Below are 17,378 nucleotides of genomic sequence, written 5' to 3'. Positions count from 1 at the left end.
AATGAACGTCGGATGTTCGGCATCCCCAGCAACCGATAACACGCGTCCACGGCTGTCACAGACGACAGCTTGAACGTGGTGGACGGATTCGATGATTCCTTCGCGCAGCAAACGCACGGTAATTGCTGGTGATTTAGTACGTTGAGCCATTATTAAATTAATTGAGAATTGATAATTGAGAATTAATAATTAATAGTTAATAATTAATCTTGATTTTTTGTGAGAGAGGCTGTTGTGACTGTAGCAAAACTTCACTCAAAGCAATGCTGCTCAAAAGTACGAGTTTGCACAAGAGCCAAGATTCAATGACATTAGCGATCGGCTTTTAGTTAATAAATAGCAGCCAGTAACTAATAGCCGATATAAATGCGCCGAGTAGAGCTAGAAAGGTAGCTTTAATCCGGCTGAGAATGGGTTGAATCTCATAGCTGACGAGTAAGCGATCGCGAGTGAGGATTTCTGGTGTTTTGATCCAGGTTTGACCGTCATACCAACCAGATTCTTCATAAAAAATCGATTCGCCATACAATCTATTTTTGACGTAAATCCACCCTAAGTACAATCTAATTGCCGCTAGCATAATAAATATTAAACTACCGCCGATCGCGCAGATCCCAAATTGCAGCGGGTATTTGGCGATCGGAAAACTAGCCGCTGCCAGAGGTGCAGTAACAATTAAGCTCCACACCCCCACCCAAATTAATTTAGTGATGTATTTAGCCGCGTCTAGCTTCACCCAACCAAAAAACCAAGAAGTTTGTAATTCTTGGTATTCATTGATTGGCTGCTGCTCTTTTGGAACCGGACAAAAAGAACTAGAATTACTCATCGATCGCATTAGTCTACTGTCGTTTGTGGCAATGTCACCATTTCACCGTGTCCCCAGAAGGCTTCGAGATTATAAAATTCTCGTTGCTCTGGCATCATGATATGGACGATCGCATCACCGTAATCGATCAACACCCAACCACCGCGATCTTGTCCTTCAGTTCGCAAGGGTAGTCGGTTGAAATCTTCCTCAATTTTATCGATAATCGAGCCAGAGATCGCCCGCAGTTGCACTTTCGAGAACCCTGTCACAATCAATAAATAATCCGCCAGTGTCGAGACTTCGGCGATATTAATCAGCACCATATCGCCAGCCTTGCGATCGTCTGCTGCTTCAGCCGCGAGGAATACTAATTGCTCGATCGTGTGTTCGGTAGTTTGGTTGGTATTTGTCAAAGTTGCAGTTTCAGTCATTCAATTAAGTGTTAGGTGTTAGGTATTAGATATTAAGGATTAGATATTAAGGATTAGATATTAGGTTTTGGATATTAGGTTTTGGTGATTAGAAGTAACTCTAAATTCTAATCCCAACTCTCTAAAACCTAAAGCCTAATCCCTAACTCCAGTCATCGCCCAATTACGGGTGCGAATCGTGCGGGGATGGATGAGACAGCGGGTAGAGAGGAGATATTGAAGTGAGTAATCACAGGCTCGCCAGACGGCTTGATGTAAATCTCGATAACTGAGTTCGCGTAGAGCCTGTAACTCTGGAGTATCGCCGCGTCCGGCTTCGAGGGTATCCGCTAGGAATATGATACAACTCATCGCACTCATCCCCGGTCTTCCCAGAGTATGATCGGCGATCGCGTGGAGGATTTCGGGATCGGTGATTCCAAATTCATCCCGTGCGACAATTGCGCTCACGTCAGCATGTAATAGGTGTGGTGCGGCTATATCCACTTCATCGATCGGTAGTCCTTCGGTTCGTGCTAGTTCTAGTAAACGTTGGGGTTTGAAATATTTTGCCAAATCGTGCATCAATCCGGCTTGGGCGGCACTGTCCGTATTTAGCTGGTAATGTGTGGCAAGCTCGATCGCCATCTGTTCCACTCCCAGTATATGCTGGATTCGTTTGGGAGGAACATTTTCATTTAACCAGGCGAGAATCTTTGCGCGCACGTTTCGATCTTTGGCGATAAGTTTACCATCTCTATTCTAACTGGATTATCACTGGGACGCGATCGCTTCACTAGTTTTGAGGGGAAATTGCCTGGAGACTGAAGTCTCGGCTGGTGATGCGAAGTCCGCCTACGCGGTCTGGTTAAATTAATTAGTCCGCGTAGGCGGACTTTGCGCCACTAGCCCCGATTTCAATCGTGGGCGGTACTCGCACGGAGCTAAGATCGATTCAAGTCTGTATGCTAAATTCGTCGGGATGAATGCCATGATTAACCCAGGTAATCGCTGCTTCGGCACTGGTCATTTCTGGCTGTACGCGCAGGATATGAATATGTCCCGTCGATGGACAAGTCATCTTGAGTAGGATTATTGGTTCTGCAATCTCTCGAACATAAACTCGGTCGATATCATCAATCTCAAGCAACGTATATTCTCGCCAACTATCTAGCTCCATAGCATTTAATTCCTTGCAGATTCTTTCATAACCAATCTGCTGAATTAATACGTGTTTAATTGCGACATTCTCTTCCTCTAATATCCACTCGCATTCCCACTCACTCAATTTTGTCCAATATCTACGAGGAATCCAAGTACCTAGAAATAGAACATCTACTAGTTTTGGTAAATCTTGTAAAATTGACAGATCGCTCAAAGGATTTTTGTCTAGCTGTAATTCAGTAAGGTTGGAGAGATTAACAATACTTACAGGGAGATTAGTAAGTTGGTTTTCAATTAAATTTAAGCTGTCTAAATTAGCAAGATTACAGATACTGTCTGGTAAATAACTAAATTGATTGCCACTTAAGTCTAGGATACTTAAATTAGTGAGATTGCTAATGCTCTCTGGTAGGCTGACAAGTTGGTTTTCCCATAGATATAGAGTGTTGAGGTTAGATAGAAGTCCAATACTTTCTGGTAGGCTAGCAAGTCCTTCTTCACCCAAATATAGTCTTTCGAGTTCATTCAGTCTTGCTGTTTCAATTTTGTGCTCTAATTCTTCTTCGGTCACGATCGATCCTCCCATATCCCATCATCTTAAAATACCCAAAAATCAAGGGTGCCTACAAAAGACACCCCGATAAGATAAATAATGTAAATCGAATTGCTTCGATCGATAACCGCCCTGAAATGGAATTTCGGGCTAACGTGCTAAAGTTCATTGAAATGAACTCCCTAAACCACCAATCTTCTTGCAGTCCACTTCAGTGGACTTTCGCTATTAGCCCCAAATTCATTTGAGGGCGGTTGCCGAACGAAGCCACAGATTAGTGAACTCCCGCCGCGCGTTTGTAGGCTTCATCCAAGACCTCAGACAGCGTAGGATGAGCGTGAACGTAAGTGGCGAGATTCTGTACCGAATTGCGTTGCGCGATCGCGTTTGACGCTTCGTGAATCAGATCCGCCGCATGTAAGCCGATAATGTGCGTACCCAATACTTCCCCAGTATCCTTGCGATAGATCACCTTCGCCATGCCATCGGCTTCACCTTCGGCAATTGCCTTAGAGTTACCTTTAAAGTAACTTCTCACCGCTGCGATCTCAAAACCGCCAGCAGTTCCGGCTTCCTTGGCTTGGGTTTCTGTCATCCCGACAAAGCTGATTTCGGGATGGGTAAATGCCGCTGCGGGAATGCTTTGATAATCGATTTGTTTCGATCGACCGCAGATATTTTCGACGGCGATAATACCTTGAGCGGATGCCGCATGAGCCAACATCATTTTACCAGTCGCATCGCCGATCGCCCATAAATGGGGGACGGGTTCGCCATCGATTAAGACCTCTAGCTTATCGTTCACTGGAATGAAGCCTCGGCGGTCGAGGGCGACCCCGACAGCTTCGAGATTGAGGTTTTTGGTATCGGGAATCCGACCCGTCGCCACGAGGCAAGCATCGACCTCTAGGATCTCGACGACTTCTTTGGTTTTGGCGTCGGCTAGTTCGATGACGACTGGCGAACCGGGGATGACGCGCTTGGCGAGTAAGCTGGGGCGAGCGTCAATATCGCGCGGATCGATTAAGATCCGTTTGGCAAGTTTAGCGATATCAGTATCGAATCCCGGCATCAATTGGTCGAAAAATTCGATGATGGTGACTTCCGAACCCAATGCTGTATAGACATCGGAAAATTCTAAGCCGATATAACCGCTGCCGATAATCGCGATCCACTGGGGAATTGTCTCCAATTTGATTGCATCATCGCTGGTAAATACCGTCTTGCCATCGATTTCAATTCCTGGGGGAACAAAGGGAATCGAACCGGAGGAAATTATCACATCTTTGGCGGTAATAAATTTCTCGCCTTCCGGTGTCGTGATGCTCACCTTCTGGGATGCCACCACCTTACCCCAGCCGTGAATTACTTCGACATTCAACCGCGTCAAACTATTAGTCAGATCGCCGCGTAGCTTGGTGACGAGATTACTCGCATGAGCAGCCACTCCCTCGCGATCGAAATGCACATGATCTACCTGAATCCCCATCGCTTTGAGGTGATGAGCATTTTTTAGTTCGCGGACTCTGCCGGATGCCGCGAGCAGTGCCTTGGAGGGGATACAGCCGCGATTGACGCAAGTACCGCCCATATCTCCCGCTTCGATAATTGCCGTCTTCAGACCGCAACTGACAGCGTGGAGTGCCGCACCATGTCCGCCTACACCCGCGCCAATAATTACCAAATCATAGTCAAATTCTTGACTCACGTTGCTAGATCCTCTTTGATGCTGACTCTCTATTTTGACTCCGACCGATCGCTCTTGTAAAGGCTGGATGTCGATCGGGCACAGATGACATCCAACCTGGTACTAATAAAAACGTGATAGAGTTGGCTCAAGCTTGCTATTGATAACTAAAAATATTTAAAATCCACATGGCTGAATTTATTGCAGATGAAGCAGAATTTAATACTCGATTAGCCGAGGCGAATATTTTAGTTGTCTATTGTACTGCGCCCTGGTGTGGCCCTTGTAAATTGGTAACGCCATCGATCGATCGACTGTCGGCAGAATACGGCGATCGCGCGCAGATCTTCAAGCTAGATATCGAGGTAAACCGACCATTTGCCAAACAATTAGGACTGAGAAATATTCCGGTCGTACTCTATTTTAAAGCAGGTGAGAAAGTTCAAGCTGTACTAGGCGTAAAAGACTATGCAGAATACAATCTTGCTTTGACTAATTTACTCGAATAATTCGATCTTAATCTAGCAAACTAGCTCTTTGACGATCCCAGTGAGGCGCGATCGCGAGTACTTCTCCATCGCTAGTTTCATGTCAATTGACGCGATCGGGTAATAGCGCCAATTGGTACATGTTGGCTAATTATATTGTGACATATCTGGCTGATTCCTGAAGTTATTGACAGACACGATCGAGAAAAAAGAGCGATAATGTTATACTTACCAGCCGATCGAAATCGGCACTCCCAAGTAGTTTCTCCGTGGTAAAAAATATCCACCCGATCGCCACAATTTGATATTCAATGAATCATCAACCTGAAGAACAACACTTAGAGCCACTCTACGATCGATCGGTTGATAAATGGCGAGTGATGCTGGGGATTAGCTTAGGTGTATTGATGTATACCATCGATGTTAGTATTGTCAATATTTCATTACCCACTCTAATCGTCGATTTACGTACCGATTTTGCCACAGTTCAATGGGTAGGTTTGAGTTATGTATTAGTAGTGACATCGCTAGTATTGGGTGCGGCTAGATTAGGGGATATGTTTGGCAAGAAGCCGCTATATTTGGGCGGTTTAATTGTATTTACAATTAGTTCGTTGTTGTGCGGTTTGGCACCTTCGATCGAAGTATTGATTGGAGCGCGGGCACTTCAGGGTTTGGGTGCGGTGATGATTTCAGCTTTAGGGGCGGCAATCATTGTTGAGGTATTTCCCGCCACCGAACGGGGCAAAGCGCTGGGCGTAATTGGAGCGGTAGTATCTTTAGGGATTGCTTTAGGGCCATCGATCGGCGGTGTTTTAATTGGAATTGCTGGGTGGAGATCGATCTTTTTAGTGAACATACCGATTGGGATTCTTGCAAGTTTCGTAGTTTATAAATATGTCCCTAATAGTTCAAGAAATACTCACCAGCAGCGATTTGATTTTTGGGGTTCGCTAGCAATTTCGATCGTCTTAGTCTGCTTTTCAGTTGGGATGACTGAGGGGCAACGTTATGGATTTACGAGTAGTTTGCCCTTGAGTTTATTAGGTGCTGCCGCGATCGGATTAGCGGCATTTATCACCCTAGAAAATCGCGTCAGCCAACCGATGCTGGACTTTAGTTTATTCCGTTCTCGGACTTTTAGTTTGAGTTTATTAACGGGGTGGCTGGTATTTATGGCATTGGGTGGGAGTTCATTGCTGATTCCCTTTTTTCTGCAATTAGTGATGCGCTACCCGATCGAGCGGATTGGGTTATTGATGGCGGTTATGCCCGTGATTGGTGGCTTAGTCTCACCCCTAGCTGGCAATTTAAGCGATCGCTTTGGGACTCGGAGTATCATGCTGATTGGCTTGATTTTGATGACGATTGGCTCTTTGGCAGTCAGTACGCTCGATGCTCAAATGCGCGATCTCGATTATCTATTGCGGGTAATTCCCCTCGGTTTGGGTTGGGGCATATTTCAATCGCCCAATAATGGAGCGATTTTAGGAGCGGTACCGCCTCAACGGTTGGGAATTGCGTCTGGATTGCTCTCCCTCACGCGCACGCTCGGACAAACCACTGGATTGCCCCTATTTGCCGCCATCTTCGCCGCAATCGCGCTGACTGGTGCCAATCGCGATCTGACTCTAGCCCCGCCTGACGCGATCGTGAGGGGGTTTCAGGGGACATTTCAGATTGCGGCGCTACAACTGGCGATCGCGGCGGCGCTGACGGGATTATTGTGGTGGATGGAGAGTCGCCATTGCAACTAACTTGCTAAGTTTTGGGTCGATCGATCCGCCACAACCACACCATCAAGGCGACTACCCCAATTTGCACTCCGAGATTGGGAACGGTTGCTTGGAGATCCCTACCAGCCAAGAGCTTGAAAAAGAACACCACGCCACCAATTGCCCCAGAAGCGGCACAACTAGCATACACAAACTGACGTAAGCCTCTAAAGGGCGATTTTGCCTCCGCCTGGAGCCGACTCCACAGCACGGGATCGATCGAATCAGGCTTAGGTTTTGGCTGTAATTCTGTCATTTTGTGCTCGATTCCATCTATAATAATTGGCTGGGTAGATTAATTTTACCCGATCCTGCCGATGTGGCTCAGTGGTAGAGTAGTTGATTCGTAATCAATTGGTCGCGAGTTCAAATCTCGCCATCGGCTTAAAATTTTATCCGAGTTTTGTTTTGTATTGAAATCTAGGTGGACTCAAGATGGTTCGATCGCCAGTTAAAGTCATGACCTTAACAGAATTCTTATTGCTGCCAGAAACCAAGCCAGCAAATGAATTCATCGATGGTCATATTTTTCAAAAGCCAATGCCACTAGGAAAACACAGCTTAATCCAGTCTGAATTAACTGCCAATATTAATGCGGCTTTTAAACCTCAGCGATTAGTGCGTGCTTTTAGCGAACTTCGTTGCAGCTTCGGCGGTCGATCGACGCTACCCGACGTGACAGTATTTACTAGCGAGCGCATTCCTCGCGATGAAAATGGCGATATTGCTAATGTGTTCGAGATTGCACCAGATTGGACGATCGAAATCCTCTCTCCCGACCAAAGCCAGACTAAAGTAACCAAAAATATTTTACATTGCTTGCAAAACGGGACGCAAATGGGTTGGCTGATAGATCCGGCAGAGCGATCGGTATTTGTCTATGCGGTAGATCGATCGACCCAAGTATTCGATGAAGAAATTGATGTATTACCCGTGCCTGAATTTACCAAAGATTTTCAGCTCACTTTAGGAGATTTATTCGGATGGCTACGGAATTAATTATCAGGTAGTTACAGCGATGTTCTAAATACCGTGACTTTTGCCGATCACCCAATGACGACGAAACGATCGCGCCAAACTGCTTTCTTTGAATGCTAAATAAATCGGTCGTCCGTGGGGACAGGTGCGGGGATTGCGGGTGCGTTGCCAGCGATCGAGTAGACTTTGCATCTCGGTTAGACTCAACGGTGTGCCATTGCGAATCGCACAGCGACAGGCGACAGCGACTTGAGCGGCTTGTAAGTCTCCCCCTAAGCTGAGTTCGGTAATTGCCGCTGCGATATCTTCCCGCATCAATAGGGGCGCAGGAGCCGTCCGAATCGCCCACAAGCCTTCTCCAAAAGGATCGATCGAAATCTCGATTTGCTGTAATTGCGCTATTTGCCGCTCTGACAGGTGCGAGAGAATTATCGGTGGTTCGAGTGGTAAAAGCTGCCAAGCAGTACTTATTTGCTCGTACAACACCCGCTCGTGAGCGATATGTTGCTCTACCAGCCACAATCCATCGGCATGTTCGGCAATGATATAGGTATTGAGCACCTGTCCGACAGCGCGGAGTTCGAGCAAGCCCAAGCCATCGCCATCACTAATAATGGTTCGCTGGGGGATGTGATAGGCTCCTTGCTGCTCGGCGACTGCGAGTAACTTACCGATCCGGCTGGTGTGAGTATCGTCATCGATCGATTCCGGCTCAAGATTTAAGGCGCGATCTAGTGCCTGGGATACTTGCGCTTGCCAGTATTCTACCTGCTGGAGATAGATTTCCACTTTGGCGGGATGGCGATTCCAGTCGATGTAGTGGGGGGGGATCTGAAGATGTAAAAAGCAGACAGGATAACGATCGCGTGGCAATGTTCGCGCCAATCCACTAATTATCGTTTGCTCCAATTCTGGCGCCCTGACAATCCGACCGTTAACTGCAACCTTCACCCAGTCTAATCGATGGCGATGACACCGATCGGGCAATCCCAATGTCAACTGAAGTGTGAATTCCTCCTGAAAATCTTTCTTCTGACTAGTTAAATAACTGAAACGCTCGACAAGATCTGCTGCTAAATCGAGCTTCCCCCTGTCTCCCAGTCCCCCAGTCCCCCCATCTCCCAGTCCCCCCATCTCCACATGCTGAAGATCGTCCACCCGCACTTTCGGCAATAATTGGGGAATAATTTGCTGAGTGGTTTTAGAGCCGATAATCTGAAACCAGGGACGATGTTGCTGTTCTACCAGCCAACTAATCTGGGGATGACAGAGCGCCAGATGGTGAATCACCGTCTGCACTTGGCGGAGTTGGCAATTGAGATTTGGCAAACCTTCGCGTCTAGCTTCCCACTCCCCGAACAGATCTTCGACATCGATTGCCGTACCGGGGGCGATCGCGACTTCCTGTTGTCGCAGCACTTCACCCTGATGGTTGTAAACTAGATGCCAACCATCGCTACTGTGGCGGGGACGGCTGTATATTTCCAGATTGGCAAGTTGGGCGAGACTATGCAATGCCTCGCCCCGAAATCCTAAACTAGTAATATGAAAAAGGTCGTCGCGATCGTCAATCTTACTCGTACTATGAGCGGTTGCTGCCTGTTGGAGATCGGCAAGTTCGATCCCGCTCCCATTATCAGCGACCCGAATTCGCCAGCGATCGGGAAATAACGAAACAGTAATTCTCGTTGCGCCAGCATCGATCGCATTTTCACACAGTTCCCGCACCACCGCGCTCAGAGAATCAATAACTTCCCCAGCGGCAATCAGGTGAATTACATCGATCGGTAGTGTGTGAATCGGCATTTAACAGCGTTGCAGGCGTTACTGGCAACTAATGGTAGGGGTAATTCATGAATTACCCCTACCATTAGTAGGAGCGGTTTCTAACCGCTTGGATCTTAATTTTATCGATCGATCGTCTAGACAGCGTAGGCATGTCGCAATGCCCAGATAACCAGGACGACAATCCCACCTAATACCAGCGTCGAAGAGATGGCGATGGCTGCTGGCGTATCTGCCCCTTTGAATTTCATGATGCCGCGATCGAGATCTGACATAGCTACTAAATTAGAAAGAATAGTGTCCCCATACTAGTATACCCAAAATTGCTCATCGCCGCCTGTTCGCGCAGCGTACGGTCGGTCAGCGACCGATGCTAAGATACGATAATTCGAGCGATTACCTGTAAATTCTCTCGTGCAGAGGCTACACCAATCAACATAAATTGTGGGAATTGCAGTAGAAAATATCTCTAAGCGGTTTGGAAATTTCCAAGCTGTCGATCGCGTAAATCTGGAAATCGATCGAGGTGAACTGATTGCGTTGCTAGGCCCTTCCGGCTCTGGTAAATCGACGCTCTTGAGGTTGATTTCTGGACTCGAAGTACCTGACGAAGGGCGACTGTGGTTAGGAGGAGAGGATGCAACTAAGCAGAGTGTGCGAGAACGCAATATCGGCTTTGTCTTTCAAAATTATGCCCTATTCAAACATCTGACGATCGGTCAAAATATCGCCTTTGGTTTGGAGATTCGATCGATCCCCGCTGCAAAAGTCAAAAAAAAGGTTGCCGAACTCCTGGATTTAATTCAACTTAGCGGCTTGGGCGATCGTTACCCAGCCCAGCTTTCTGGCGGACAACGCCAACGTGTCGCCCTTGCTAGAGCCTTAGCCATCGAACCCAAAATCCTCCTCCTCGACGAGCCGTTCGGGGCGTTGGATGCCAAAGTCCGCAAGGATTTACGCGCCTGGTTGCGCCAACTCCACGATCGATCTCGCGTCACGACGGTATTTGTTACCCACGATCGATCGGATGCCATGGAAGTTGCCGATAATATTGTCATTATGAATAAAGGACGGATCGAACAAGTCGGCACTCCCGCCGAGATTTACAATCGTCCTAATAATGCGTTTGTGATGGGCTTTATTGGGCCAGTAAATATCTTACCCAGTAGTTCAAATATCTTCCAAAATTATCGGTTAGCAACTACCAATCCGCAAATGTTTTTGCGCCCTCAAGATATTGCCATTGAAACCGGATCGAGTACTAGTACCGTCGCTGCCAAAGTCAACCGCGTCACCCATCTCGGCTCAGAAATTCAAGCAGAATTAGCTCTAGATGATGGGCAGGTAATCATGGCACACCTAACGCGCGAACGTTTTGATGAGTTACAGCTCGCACCACAGCAGCAAGTATTTATCAAGCCGAAAGAGGCGAAATCTTTCCCGATCGATTATTCAATTTAAACAAATTTATGAACGAATTCATAGGTAAAATCAACCCGTCCTTTGCGTAATAAAGCCGGATCCATCCGATCGGTAGTATTGCAGGTCATTAATACCACCAACTTTTGTTCGATGTGTACTCCTGCCTCATCGATCACGCTGCGATATAATGTCCCATCGAGCAAGCTCAAAATATGCTCGGTGGTGCTATTATCTTGAGCCGATTCGAGAGCGCGATCTTTGGCTAGATTGTCCGCTTCATTGATAATCAAACAAATTTTTTCGAGATAGCTAGGTGGCACAAAATTCTCGACGGCATCGCGATCGAGGATGAAGATTACATAACCCAGTGGCATCAATACTTCTTTTGCTAATGCTTGCGTCCAGACGGTTTTACCCGTACCGGGGGCACCATTAATTAAGACCGCCACGCGATCTTCTTCGAGGATAGCTTGTTGGACGCGATCGCTAAAGCTTTGAATTTCCGCTGAAAACGATCGAATGGGATAGTCGCTATTGATTTTACCTACGCGACTTTTATAGCCGCTTAAAATCACTGCTACATCGTAGGTAGCCTTACTAATTAACGGTGCTAAATCTTTAGCAGAAATTGTATATTGACGCTTACCTTTTTCGTATGTCTCAACTTGTACCCAGATATCATATTCCTTCCAATATGCCGACACATAACCGAGGACTTCTAAGCGTTCCCAGGTGGTGAATCGATCGGGTGGATAATAAAAATACCGTTCCCAATAGTACTGCGTAATCAAGTCAGGCGTACCTAAAATCCCCAGAATATTCTTCATGGTGATTTCTTCGAGTCGATTGAGGACATACTCGATCGGAATGCTATCGCGACTGACTAATTGGACGATCGGTGTTTGGGAGACTAAGACATCTTTATGACGACGATCGGGTGCTGCTGGATCGGGGGTAATATAGTTCCACAGCTCGTTAAATTCGTACTGAACGCTATCGGAAAATACATTCAGGATGTTTGCCCACCACGCATATTGTCTGCGGCTGAGAGCGTCAGCAACATCGCTCAAAAAGTCGGCACTCCGTTTTGCCAAGCTCCAGGTATCATTAACCACAATATTGGCAAAAAATCCAACATCTAAATCTCGATTCAGGGGTCGCCAGCCCGAGGCTAATAGTCCTTTACTTTGAGCGTTATTAGTTTGATTGAAATTGTCGTAGCCCATATTAATTTTCTACCTTAAGATATGCTGTTAGAGCGTCAACGCTCACGGCACGCGATCTAATTGTGTTAAATATTGCGGGGGGACTGCATCGACCAACCACACATCATTTTCTGTTCGATAAAAGCTAAAACCGTCAGCAATCATTGCTAGCGTATCGACAGCTAAAATAACACTTTCGCCTCGCCGACTACCCACTTTGAATGCCATATTCAGATCTGTGGTGAGATGGACGTGATGGCGAGACATTTTCTGCAATCCCGATGCAAAAATTGCGGCGATCGCTCGAATGTGAGTGCCATGATAGAGAATGTCTGGAGGAGTTCGATCTAAAAGCTGGAGATCGATCTCGATCGAATGTCCCTGATTGGCGCGAATCAAATCGCCGGATTCATTAAATGCAAAACGTTGTTTATCATTGGTGGCAACTACCTGTTGTAGATCGGCTAGACTAATCTCAAATCCATGTACTGATGCTGCTGCTAAGAACTTATCTACTTCAATCCAGCCACCGCGCATGAGTTCTAATCCCAATCGTTCTGGCTGATGGCGCAAGTGCTTGGATAAGTATTTACTGATTCTAACGTAGCGTTGGGGAGTTTGCCGAGCGTCAGGCATAAAAGTTGTCATCTTGTCCGAATTCATCGATCTTTAGCATACCCAGAATCAAGATCGGATCGAAGTTTTTGCACTAAACCTGGCGCAGTTCCCCAACTTATTGAAAAAATTGAGGAGCTGCGCTCGATTGTCAGCCAATATTTTACTTTTTAATTAAGAGCGAAATGCTGACTTTATTGAGCCGATCGCCGAAGGTTTTAACGCTCGATCGATCGGTTTTAATAAACTTATTTCCCTAACCTGCTTCTAGAGGTGCCATCGTCAAACCCGCACGGCGGAGCTGCTGGTGATAGAGTTCGGCTTGTTCTTGCGGGCCGACCCAGACGATCGCGCGACCTTCAAAATGGACTTGATTGGTGAGTTCCCACGCCCGATCTTCGCTCATGCCAGGGATATAAGTCATCAAACAAGTATGTACGTGCTCGAAGGTATTAAAGTCATCATCTAAGACGATGACTTTAAAGTTCGGATACGTTTTAGGTACAGTTACTGTTTGACTTGACCTTTCAGTCGTAATCGTCATTTTAATCACTTCCACTCTTGCCAATTATTATTAAAAATCGAAGTTTTCGGAAAAGACGTGGGGTTATTGTTGGTTTCTAGGCGTTTGCGTAACTCTAGCAGCTCGGGCGATCGATTGGGAAGTGGCTCGACCATTTGGGCGGGGGTGATGCCTTTATCTAATGCAAAGGCAGCAGTAGTACCTGCCGCAGCACCAGCAGACCATTCAAAAGAGTGAATTCGGTAGGCAGCAGCAGCGACGTGACTGGTGGCGATACTTTTGCCAGCCACTAACATATTATCAATCTTTTGCGGGATCATCGCGCGTAGCGGAATTTGGAAAGGATAAGCTTGTCCCTCGCCTTGCCGTGCGCCAGCACGTTCGTTGTTATTTGGCGATTCGGGGGGGCTATTTTGCATACAGGGGTGGAAATCGATCGCGTAGTGTCCGATGCCGACGGTATCAGCATAGAGAGTCGCGCGATTGCGGGGAGTTGGTTTATCGCCAGTGAGGACATTGAGGGCATTTACCCCCGATAACTCGGCTTGTAACCGCCGATATGCTGCGGGAGATAGATCTGGTACTTTTTTAGGATCGAGCAGGTTGTTGCGGCTCATATCGACCTCTGCGATCGTAAATCCATCTTTGTATCCATAGGCAGGTCTACCGACGATCCTACGTCCTTCGCGAATGTAGGGATATTTGGACAATCCGTGCGCGGTGCCCATCGGGGAATCTAATCCGCTGACATAGCGTTGATTGGGATTGGTAGTTTTGACCCAGTAATTTGGGGATTTGGGGTCGGGATTGGCGCGAGAATCGGTCGTGCCAGCCACGAGCCAATAGTAGAAGCCTTGAGCGTTTTCTTCGCCTTTGCGGAGGGTATCGGCACGTAAGCCCCCCATCCAGCCACCTGCGCCCAATTGCCCGGATGTTTTTAGTTGCGATCGATCGAGGATGAGATTATCCTGGGCGCTACCGGGACGATAATCGTTCCCCCATGTCCAGTTCTGCATGGAGATATCGCCCGGTGTGGGGGCTGTATAGTTGATACCACCAAATTTGGTTGGTTTGCCCTTGCCAGAACTATAAATCCGCCGATAGGTATAGACTACGCCAAAATCAGCCAGCCGCTTGAGTTCGTAGCTGTAATAGGGCGAGTACTGTTGGTAAAAAGTTGGTTCTACTTGGAGTTGCGGCGTTGAAGTTGTCTCCATTGCGAAAGGATAAGTAAATCCTTGAGTGCAGTAAGGATCGCCTGTGGTAGTGGCTGCGGAAGGTTCTTGTGATGAGCGCGGATCTAGTCCCAGCCGATAGGGGACATCTGCTAAACCGATTAGTTCTCCGGTTTCCGTGGCATCGACGACATACCAGTCGGCGGGTTTGGCTGCTTGCTGTTTGGGGGTTTTATAGGTGGGAATGAAGACAATTTTGCGCTTTTGAAATCTGGGCGAATCTTGATAGCTATAACTATCTTCGATCGTTTTTGATAGCGGCTCGGTATTGAGTGGTGCCGTACCCGGTTGGGGTTGGTGCTGGATGGCGATGACGGCATTAATCTGTTGCCCGTTGCCTCTTTTACCGACGATTAGTTCTTTGACGACGGTATTAGGATACCAGTAGAGTTTGCCGCGCCCTTTACTCTCGGCTGTTTTCAACATCCCGTACAGGATTTTGTGAGCATCTTTCGGCAAGAAACAAGCTTCGCTCACCCAGCAGTAGCCGGAATTTAGCTTGCCATAATAATCCTGAACTTTTTGGCGAAATTCTAGATAACCGCGCGGGAAATATTTTTTGGCGCGTTGGGTAGGACGTTCGTCTAGGGCGGAGACACCTTGCGCGGAGATCTGTCCGCCCACCCAGTCGGTAATCTCAGTCATGCAGACTTGTTTGCCCGCCAGGAGTCCTTCATAGGCGGTTGCCATCCCGCTCAAGCCACCACCTGCGACCATGATATCGCACCCGATCGTCCGATCGACTGGTTTGGTCTCGGCAGCTATGACGGCTGAAAAGTAACCTAATTCAACTGAAACTAAACCCACACACAATAATGCTAATGGTTTCTTTATCATTTGGTTGGCTAATTTGGTAAATACGGGGTTTAAGCTTAATTCATTTCGATCGCGTGTACGATTGCTACTCAATTGCGGAGCAGTCATCATCGTTCGACTGTAACTAAATATTACTCTTTTATCTACAGCTTGTGACTAAATCCATCCTGACACGATCGGCGATCGTTTTATCTCGATTCAACACATATCATCAATCGCAACAAGTCGATCTAGATATATTAGACTTCCTGCGAAAACTCACCACATTCCATCACAAAGCCTACAAATAATTTTGAGTGACTAGGTAGATGCAAATATTTGTTAGATAGCTTTTGCCTGAAACCTAGATGGCGGGCAGCGGTTCGCGCTCTGGAGGTTCCCTCCAGATTGAGCGAAACAAGACAGTGCCCACCCAGCCCTTTCAACGCGAACACTTGTATTGCTGCCTCAATCGCCAAATCATGCGGTTTTGAAGTTGATGCAATTATGGCGTGCCCTTGCTCGATCGATAAATCGCTCGTAAATCGATCGAGGAGGGGCATCAGATAATAGCGGCAAAAATCTGGACTGAATTCAGCTATCTGGTAGTAGGGTGGGCAGTGCCCACCACATGGGTTTCAGGGAATTTCTGGGAGTTGAAATAATTATGCCGAATTTACCGTTGCTTACCATCGCGTAAGCCAGTCAAATTTTTGACAAGACAATCGGGACGATCGATCTCGACAACCGTCCCTAGTCACTTTAGAAAAATAAACTACTAGCTAATCACTGGGCAAAACCCCAGAATTTAGTGCGTGTTAATGCGATCTACAGACCGTCAATTTGTTTGCGTAAAGCTTCTAATTCCTCATCCTGGGGACTCATTGGCGCTTTGACCGTATCTTTGGGGGTGGTCGGCGCGGCAGTAGGCGAGACAGTCCCTTGGGGTAGTGCGGCGGCTGGTTGAGCTGTCCCACCGAGCATTTGCTGCTTCATCGCTGCTAGCTCGTCATCGACATCACTACCCGCCGAGAGCGCGGCAAATTTGCTTTCGAGATCGGCACCAGTTAGTTCGGCGGCGGCTTGAGACTTAGCTTCTTGAATTAAGACTTTTTCTTCCATCCGCTCGAAAGCTGCCATCGCACTATTAGTGCCGAGGCGACCGACGGCACCTTGAAGTTGCTCCTGAGCCTTGGCAGCTTGGGAACGCGACTTGAGCATGTCTTTCTTGGTTTTGGCTTCGGAAATCTTGCCTTCAAGTTGGATCAGACTCTTTTTCATCGTGTCTACCATGCCTGCTTGCCCGTCTAACTGAGCTTTGAGGCTCCCGGCAGTTTCGCTGTAGTTCTTCTTCCGCACCAGGGCTTCACGGGCGAGATCTTCATCGCCTTTTTGCAATGCTAATTGCGCTTTGCTCTGCCAGCTATTGGCATCGCCCATCGCTTTGTTGTATTGCTGCTCGGTGCGTTTTTGGTTGGCAATGCTACTGGCGACAGCTTGGCGGAGTTGCACCAAGTCTTCTTGCATATCCATCACCGCCTGTTCCAGAATTTTCTCTGGATCTTCGGCTTTACTCACCATGTCATTAACATTCGCCCGCAGCAGTCTGCTTACTCGATCGAATAATCCCATATTACTATCCTCTTTATAATTTCTAACACTAGCAGCTCAGTGCCCAGCTTACTCCCAGTGCTGGAGTTGTGACTTGATAATTTCAATAAATAGCCTAGTAATAATCATAACTTCTAGACCTCCCGATCGGACAATACTAATTTAGGAAGAGTTAGGAGTTAGGAGTTGGGCGTTAGAGGAATTTGTGTGGCGCAAGTTCAACCACTATTCATGTTCTCCCAACTCTATAAATACTAGCGTTTCAGCCCTGAGGGGACAGCTCGATAGCCAGATGGTTTGGCGGTTTGAAAATTAGGTGGC

19 protein-coding genes and 1 tRNA gene are annotated in these 17,378 nt (G+C 47.2%); 6 read left to right on the top strand and 14 right to left on the bottom strand.

Features of this window, described 5'->3' with window-relative positions; all coding sequences use genetic code 11:
• The 6 genes from RMO52_RS08340 to lpdA all read right to left on the bottom strand — a co-directional run.
• Window positions 1-150, bottom strand: a 150-nt coding sequence (locus RMO52_RS08340) for an asparaginase (protein ID WP_310412829.1), incomplete at its 3' end; no start/stop codon positions are given.
• Window positions 151-325: 175 nt separating this feature from the next.
• Entirely contained in the window at window positions 326-829 is a 504-nt protein-coding gene (locus tag RMO52_RS08335) for a CGLD27 family protein (protein ID WP_309740563.1), read from the bottom strand.
• Window positions 830-837: 8 nt separating this feature from the next.
• Window positions 838-1,242, bottom strand: a complete 405-nt coding sequence (gene rsfS / locus RMO52_RS08330; RefSeq protein ID WP_309740565.1) for a ribosome silencing factor — start codon at window positions 1,240-1,242, stop codon at window positions 838-840.
• A gap of 135 nt (window positions 1,243-1,377) precedes the next feature.
• Window positions 1,378-1,947 carry a bis(5'-nucleosyl)-tetraphosphatase (symmetrical) YqeK gene (yqeK, locus tag RMO52_RS08325; protein WP_310412825.1) on the bottom strand — a complete coding sequence of 190 codons (570 nt, stop codon included), beginning with the start codon at window positions 1,945-1,947 and terminating at the stop codon, window positions 1,378-1,380.
• A gap of 229 nt (window positions 1,948-2,176) precedes the next feature.
• Window positions 2,177-2,956, bottom strand: coding sequence for a leucine-rich repeat domain-containing protein (locus tag RMO52_RS08320; RefSeq protein ID WP_310412822.1), 780 nt, complete (start codon window positions 2,954-2,956; stop codon window positions 2,177-2,179).
• Between the two features lie 256 nt (window positions 2,957-3,212).
• The gene (gene lpdA, locus RMO52_RS08315) at window positions 3,213-4,646 is read right to left on the bottom strand and encodes a dihydrolipoyl dehydrogenase (RefSeq protein WP_310412819.1); all 1,434 of its coding nucleotides are present in this window, start codon (window positions 4,644-4,646) and stop codon (window positions 3,213-3,215) included.
• A gap of 167 nt (window positions 4,647-4,813) precedes the next feature.
• Here lpdA and RMO52_RS08310 point away from each other — a divergent pair, with 167 nt between their 5' ends.
• Both RMO52_RS08310 and RMO52_RS08305 read left to right on the top strand, forming a co-directional pair.
• On the top strand, window positions 4,814-5,134 hold the full coding sequence (locus tag RMO52_RS08310; RefSeq protein WP_310412816.1) for a thioredoxin family protein: 321 nt from the start codon (window positions 4,814-4,816) through the stop codon (window positions 5,132-5,134).
• 290 nt (window positions 5,135-5,424) lie between these two features.
• Window positions 5,425-6,870 carry a DHA2 family efflux MFS transporter permease subunit gene (locus RMO52_RS08305; protein WP_310412813.1) on the top strand — a complete coding sequence of 482 codons (1,446 nt, stop codon included), beginning with the start codon at window positions 5,425-5,427 and terminating at the stop codon, window positions 6,868-6,870.
• Window positions 6,871-6,874: 4 nt separating this feature from the next.
• On the opposite strand, the gene RMO52_RS08300 is transcribed toward RMO52_RS08305, so the two are convergent.
• Entirely contained in the window at window positions 6,875-7,144 is a 270-nt protein-coding gene (locus RMO52_RS08300) for a DUF3493 domain-containing protein (RefSeq protein WP_310412810.1), read from the bottom strand.
• A 57-nt stretch (window positions 7,145-7,201) separates the two neighbouring features.
• Here RMO52_RS08300 and RMO52_RS08295 point away from each other — a divergent pair.
• A tRNA-Thr gene (locus RMO52_RS08295) sits at window positions 7,202-7,273 on the top strand.
• A gap of 50 nt (window positions 7,274-7,323) precedes the next feature.
• Entirely contained in the window at window positions 7,324-7,887 is a 564-nt protein-coding gene (locus RMO52_RS08290) for a Uma2 family endonuclease (protein ID WP_310412807.1), read from the top strand.
• Between the two features lie 24 nt (window positions 7,888-7,911).
• Here the strand turns inward: RMO52_RS08290 and mutL are convergent, their stop codons facing one another.
• Together mutL and RMO52_RS08280 are read right to left on the bottom strand one after the other, a co-directional pair.
• Window positions 7,912-9,672 carry a DNA mismatch repair endonuclease MutL gene (mutL, locus tag RMO52_RS08285; protein WP_310412805.1) on the bottom strand — a complete coding sequence of 587 codons (1,761 nt, stop codon included), beginning with the start codon at window positions 9,670-9,672 and terminating at the stop codon, window positions 7,912-7,914.
• Between the two features lie 116 nt (window positions 9,673-9,788).
• A complete protein-coding gene (locus RMO52_RS08280; protein WP_309736204.1) occupies window positions 9,789-9,926 on the bottom strand; it encodes a hypothetical protein in 138 nt (45 codons plus the stop codon).
• A gap of 169 nt (window positions 9,927-10,095) precedes the next feature.
• Here RMO52_RS08280 and RMO52_RS08275 point away from each other — a divergent pair, with 169 nt between their 5' ends.
• On the top strand, window positions 10,096-11,112 hold the full coding sequence (locus RMO52_RS08275) for a TOBE-like domain-containing protein (RefSeq protein ID WP_310412801.1): 1,017 nt from the start codon (window positions 10,096-10,098) through the stop codon (window positions 11,110-11,112).
• Here the strand turns inward: RMO52_RS08275 and RMO52_RS08270 are convergent.
• The 4 genes from RMO52_RS08270 to RMO52_RS08255 all read right to left on the bottom strand — a co-directional run bounded on the left by RMO52_RS08270 (window position 11,109) and on the right by RMO52_RS08255 (window position 15,488).
• Window positions 11,109-12,299 (bottom strand): AAA family ATPase, encoded by a 1,191-nt coding sequence (locus tag RMO52_RS08270; protein ID WP_310412799.1) that lies wholly within the window; start codon window positions 12,297-12,299, stop codon window positions 11,109-11,111. The two genes, RMO52_RS08275 and RMO52_RS08270, sit on opposite strands and share 4 nt — an antisense overlap.
• A gap of 42 nt (window positions 12,300-12,341) precedes the next feature.
• A complete protein-coding gene (locus tag RMO52_RS08265; protein ID WP_310412795.1) occupies window positions 12,342-12,941 on the bottom strand; it encodes an RNA 2'-phosphotransferase in 600 nt (199 codons plus the stop codon).
• A 208-nt stretch (window positions 12,942-13,149) separates the two neighbouring features.
• Window positions 13,150-13,437, bottom strand: coding sequence for an ATP-dependent Clp protease adapter ClpS (gene clpS, locus RMO52_RS08260; RefSeq protein ID WP_309741957.1), 288 nt, complete (start codon window positions 13,435-13,437; stop codon window positions 13,150-13,152).
• Between the two features lie 5 nt (window positions 13,438-13,442).
• On the bottom strand, window positions 13,443-15,488 hold the full coding sequence (locus tag RMO52_RS08255) for an FAD-dependent oxidoreductase (protein WP_309741967.1): 2,046 nt from the start codon (window positions 15,486-15,488) through the stop codon (window positions 13,443-13,445).
• 131 nt (window positions 15,489-15,619) lie between these two features.
• Between RMO52_RS08255 and RMO52_RS08250 the strand changes: the two genes are divergently transcribed.
• On the top strand, window positions 15,620-15,757 hold the full coding sequence (locus tag RMO52_RS08250) for a hypothetical protein (protein ID WP_310412791.1): 138 nt from the start codon (window positions 15,620-15,622) through the stop codon (window positions 15,755-15,757).
• Window positions 15,758-16,274: 517 nt separating this feature from the next.
• Here the strand turns inward: RMO52_RS08250 and RMO52_RS08245 are convergent.
• Window positions 16,275-17,078 carry a PspA/IM30 family protein gene (locus tag RMO52_RS08245; protein ID WP_309741955.1) on the bottom strand — a complete coding sequence of 268 codons (804 nt, stop codon included), beginning with the start codon at window positions 17,076-17,078 and terminating at the stop codon, window positions 16,275-16,277.
• Window positions 17,079-17,378: the final 300 nt, after the last annotated feature.

The sequence above is a fragment of the Chamaesiphon sp. OTE_8_metabat_110 genome (assembly GCF_031382685.1).
In the GTDB taxonomy this organism is placed as follows: Bacteria; Cyanobacteriota; Cyanobacteriia; order Cyanobacteriales; family Chamaesiphonaceae; genus Chamaesiphon.
Note: the sequence above shows the minus strand (reverse complement) of the source record. Positions and strands in the feature narration are given on the sequence as shown.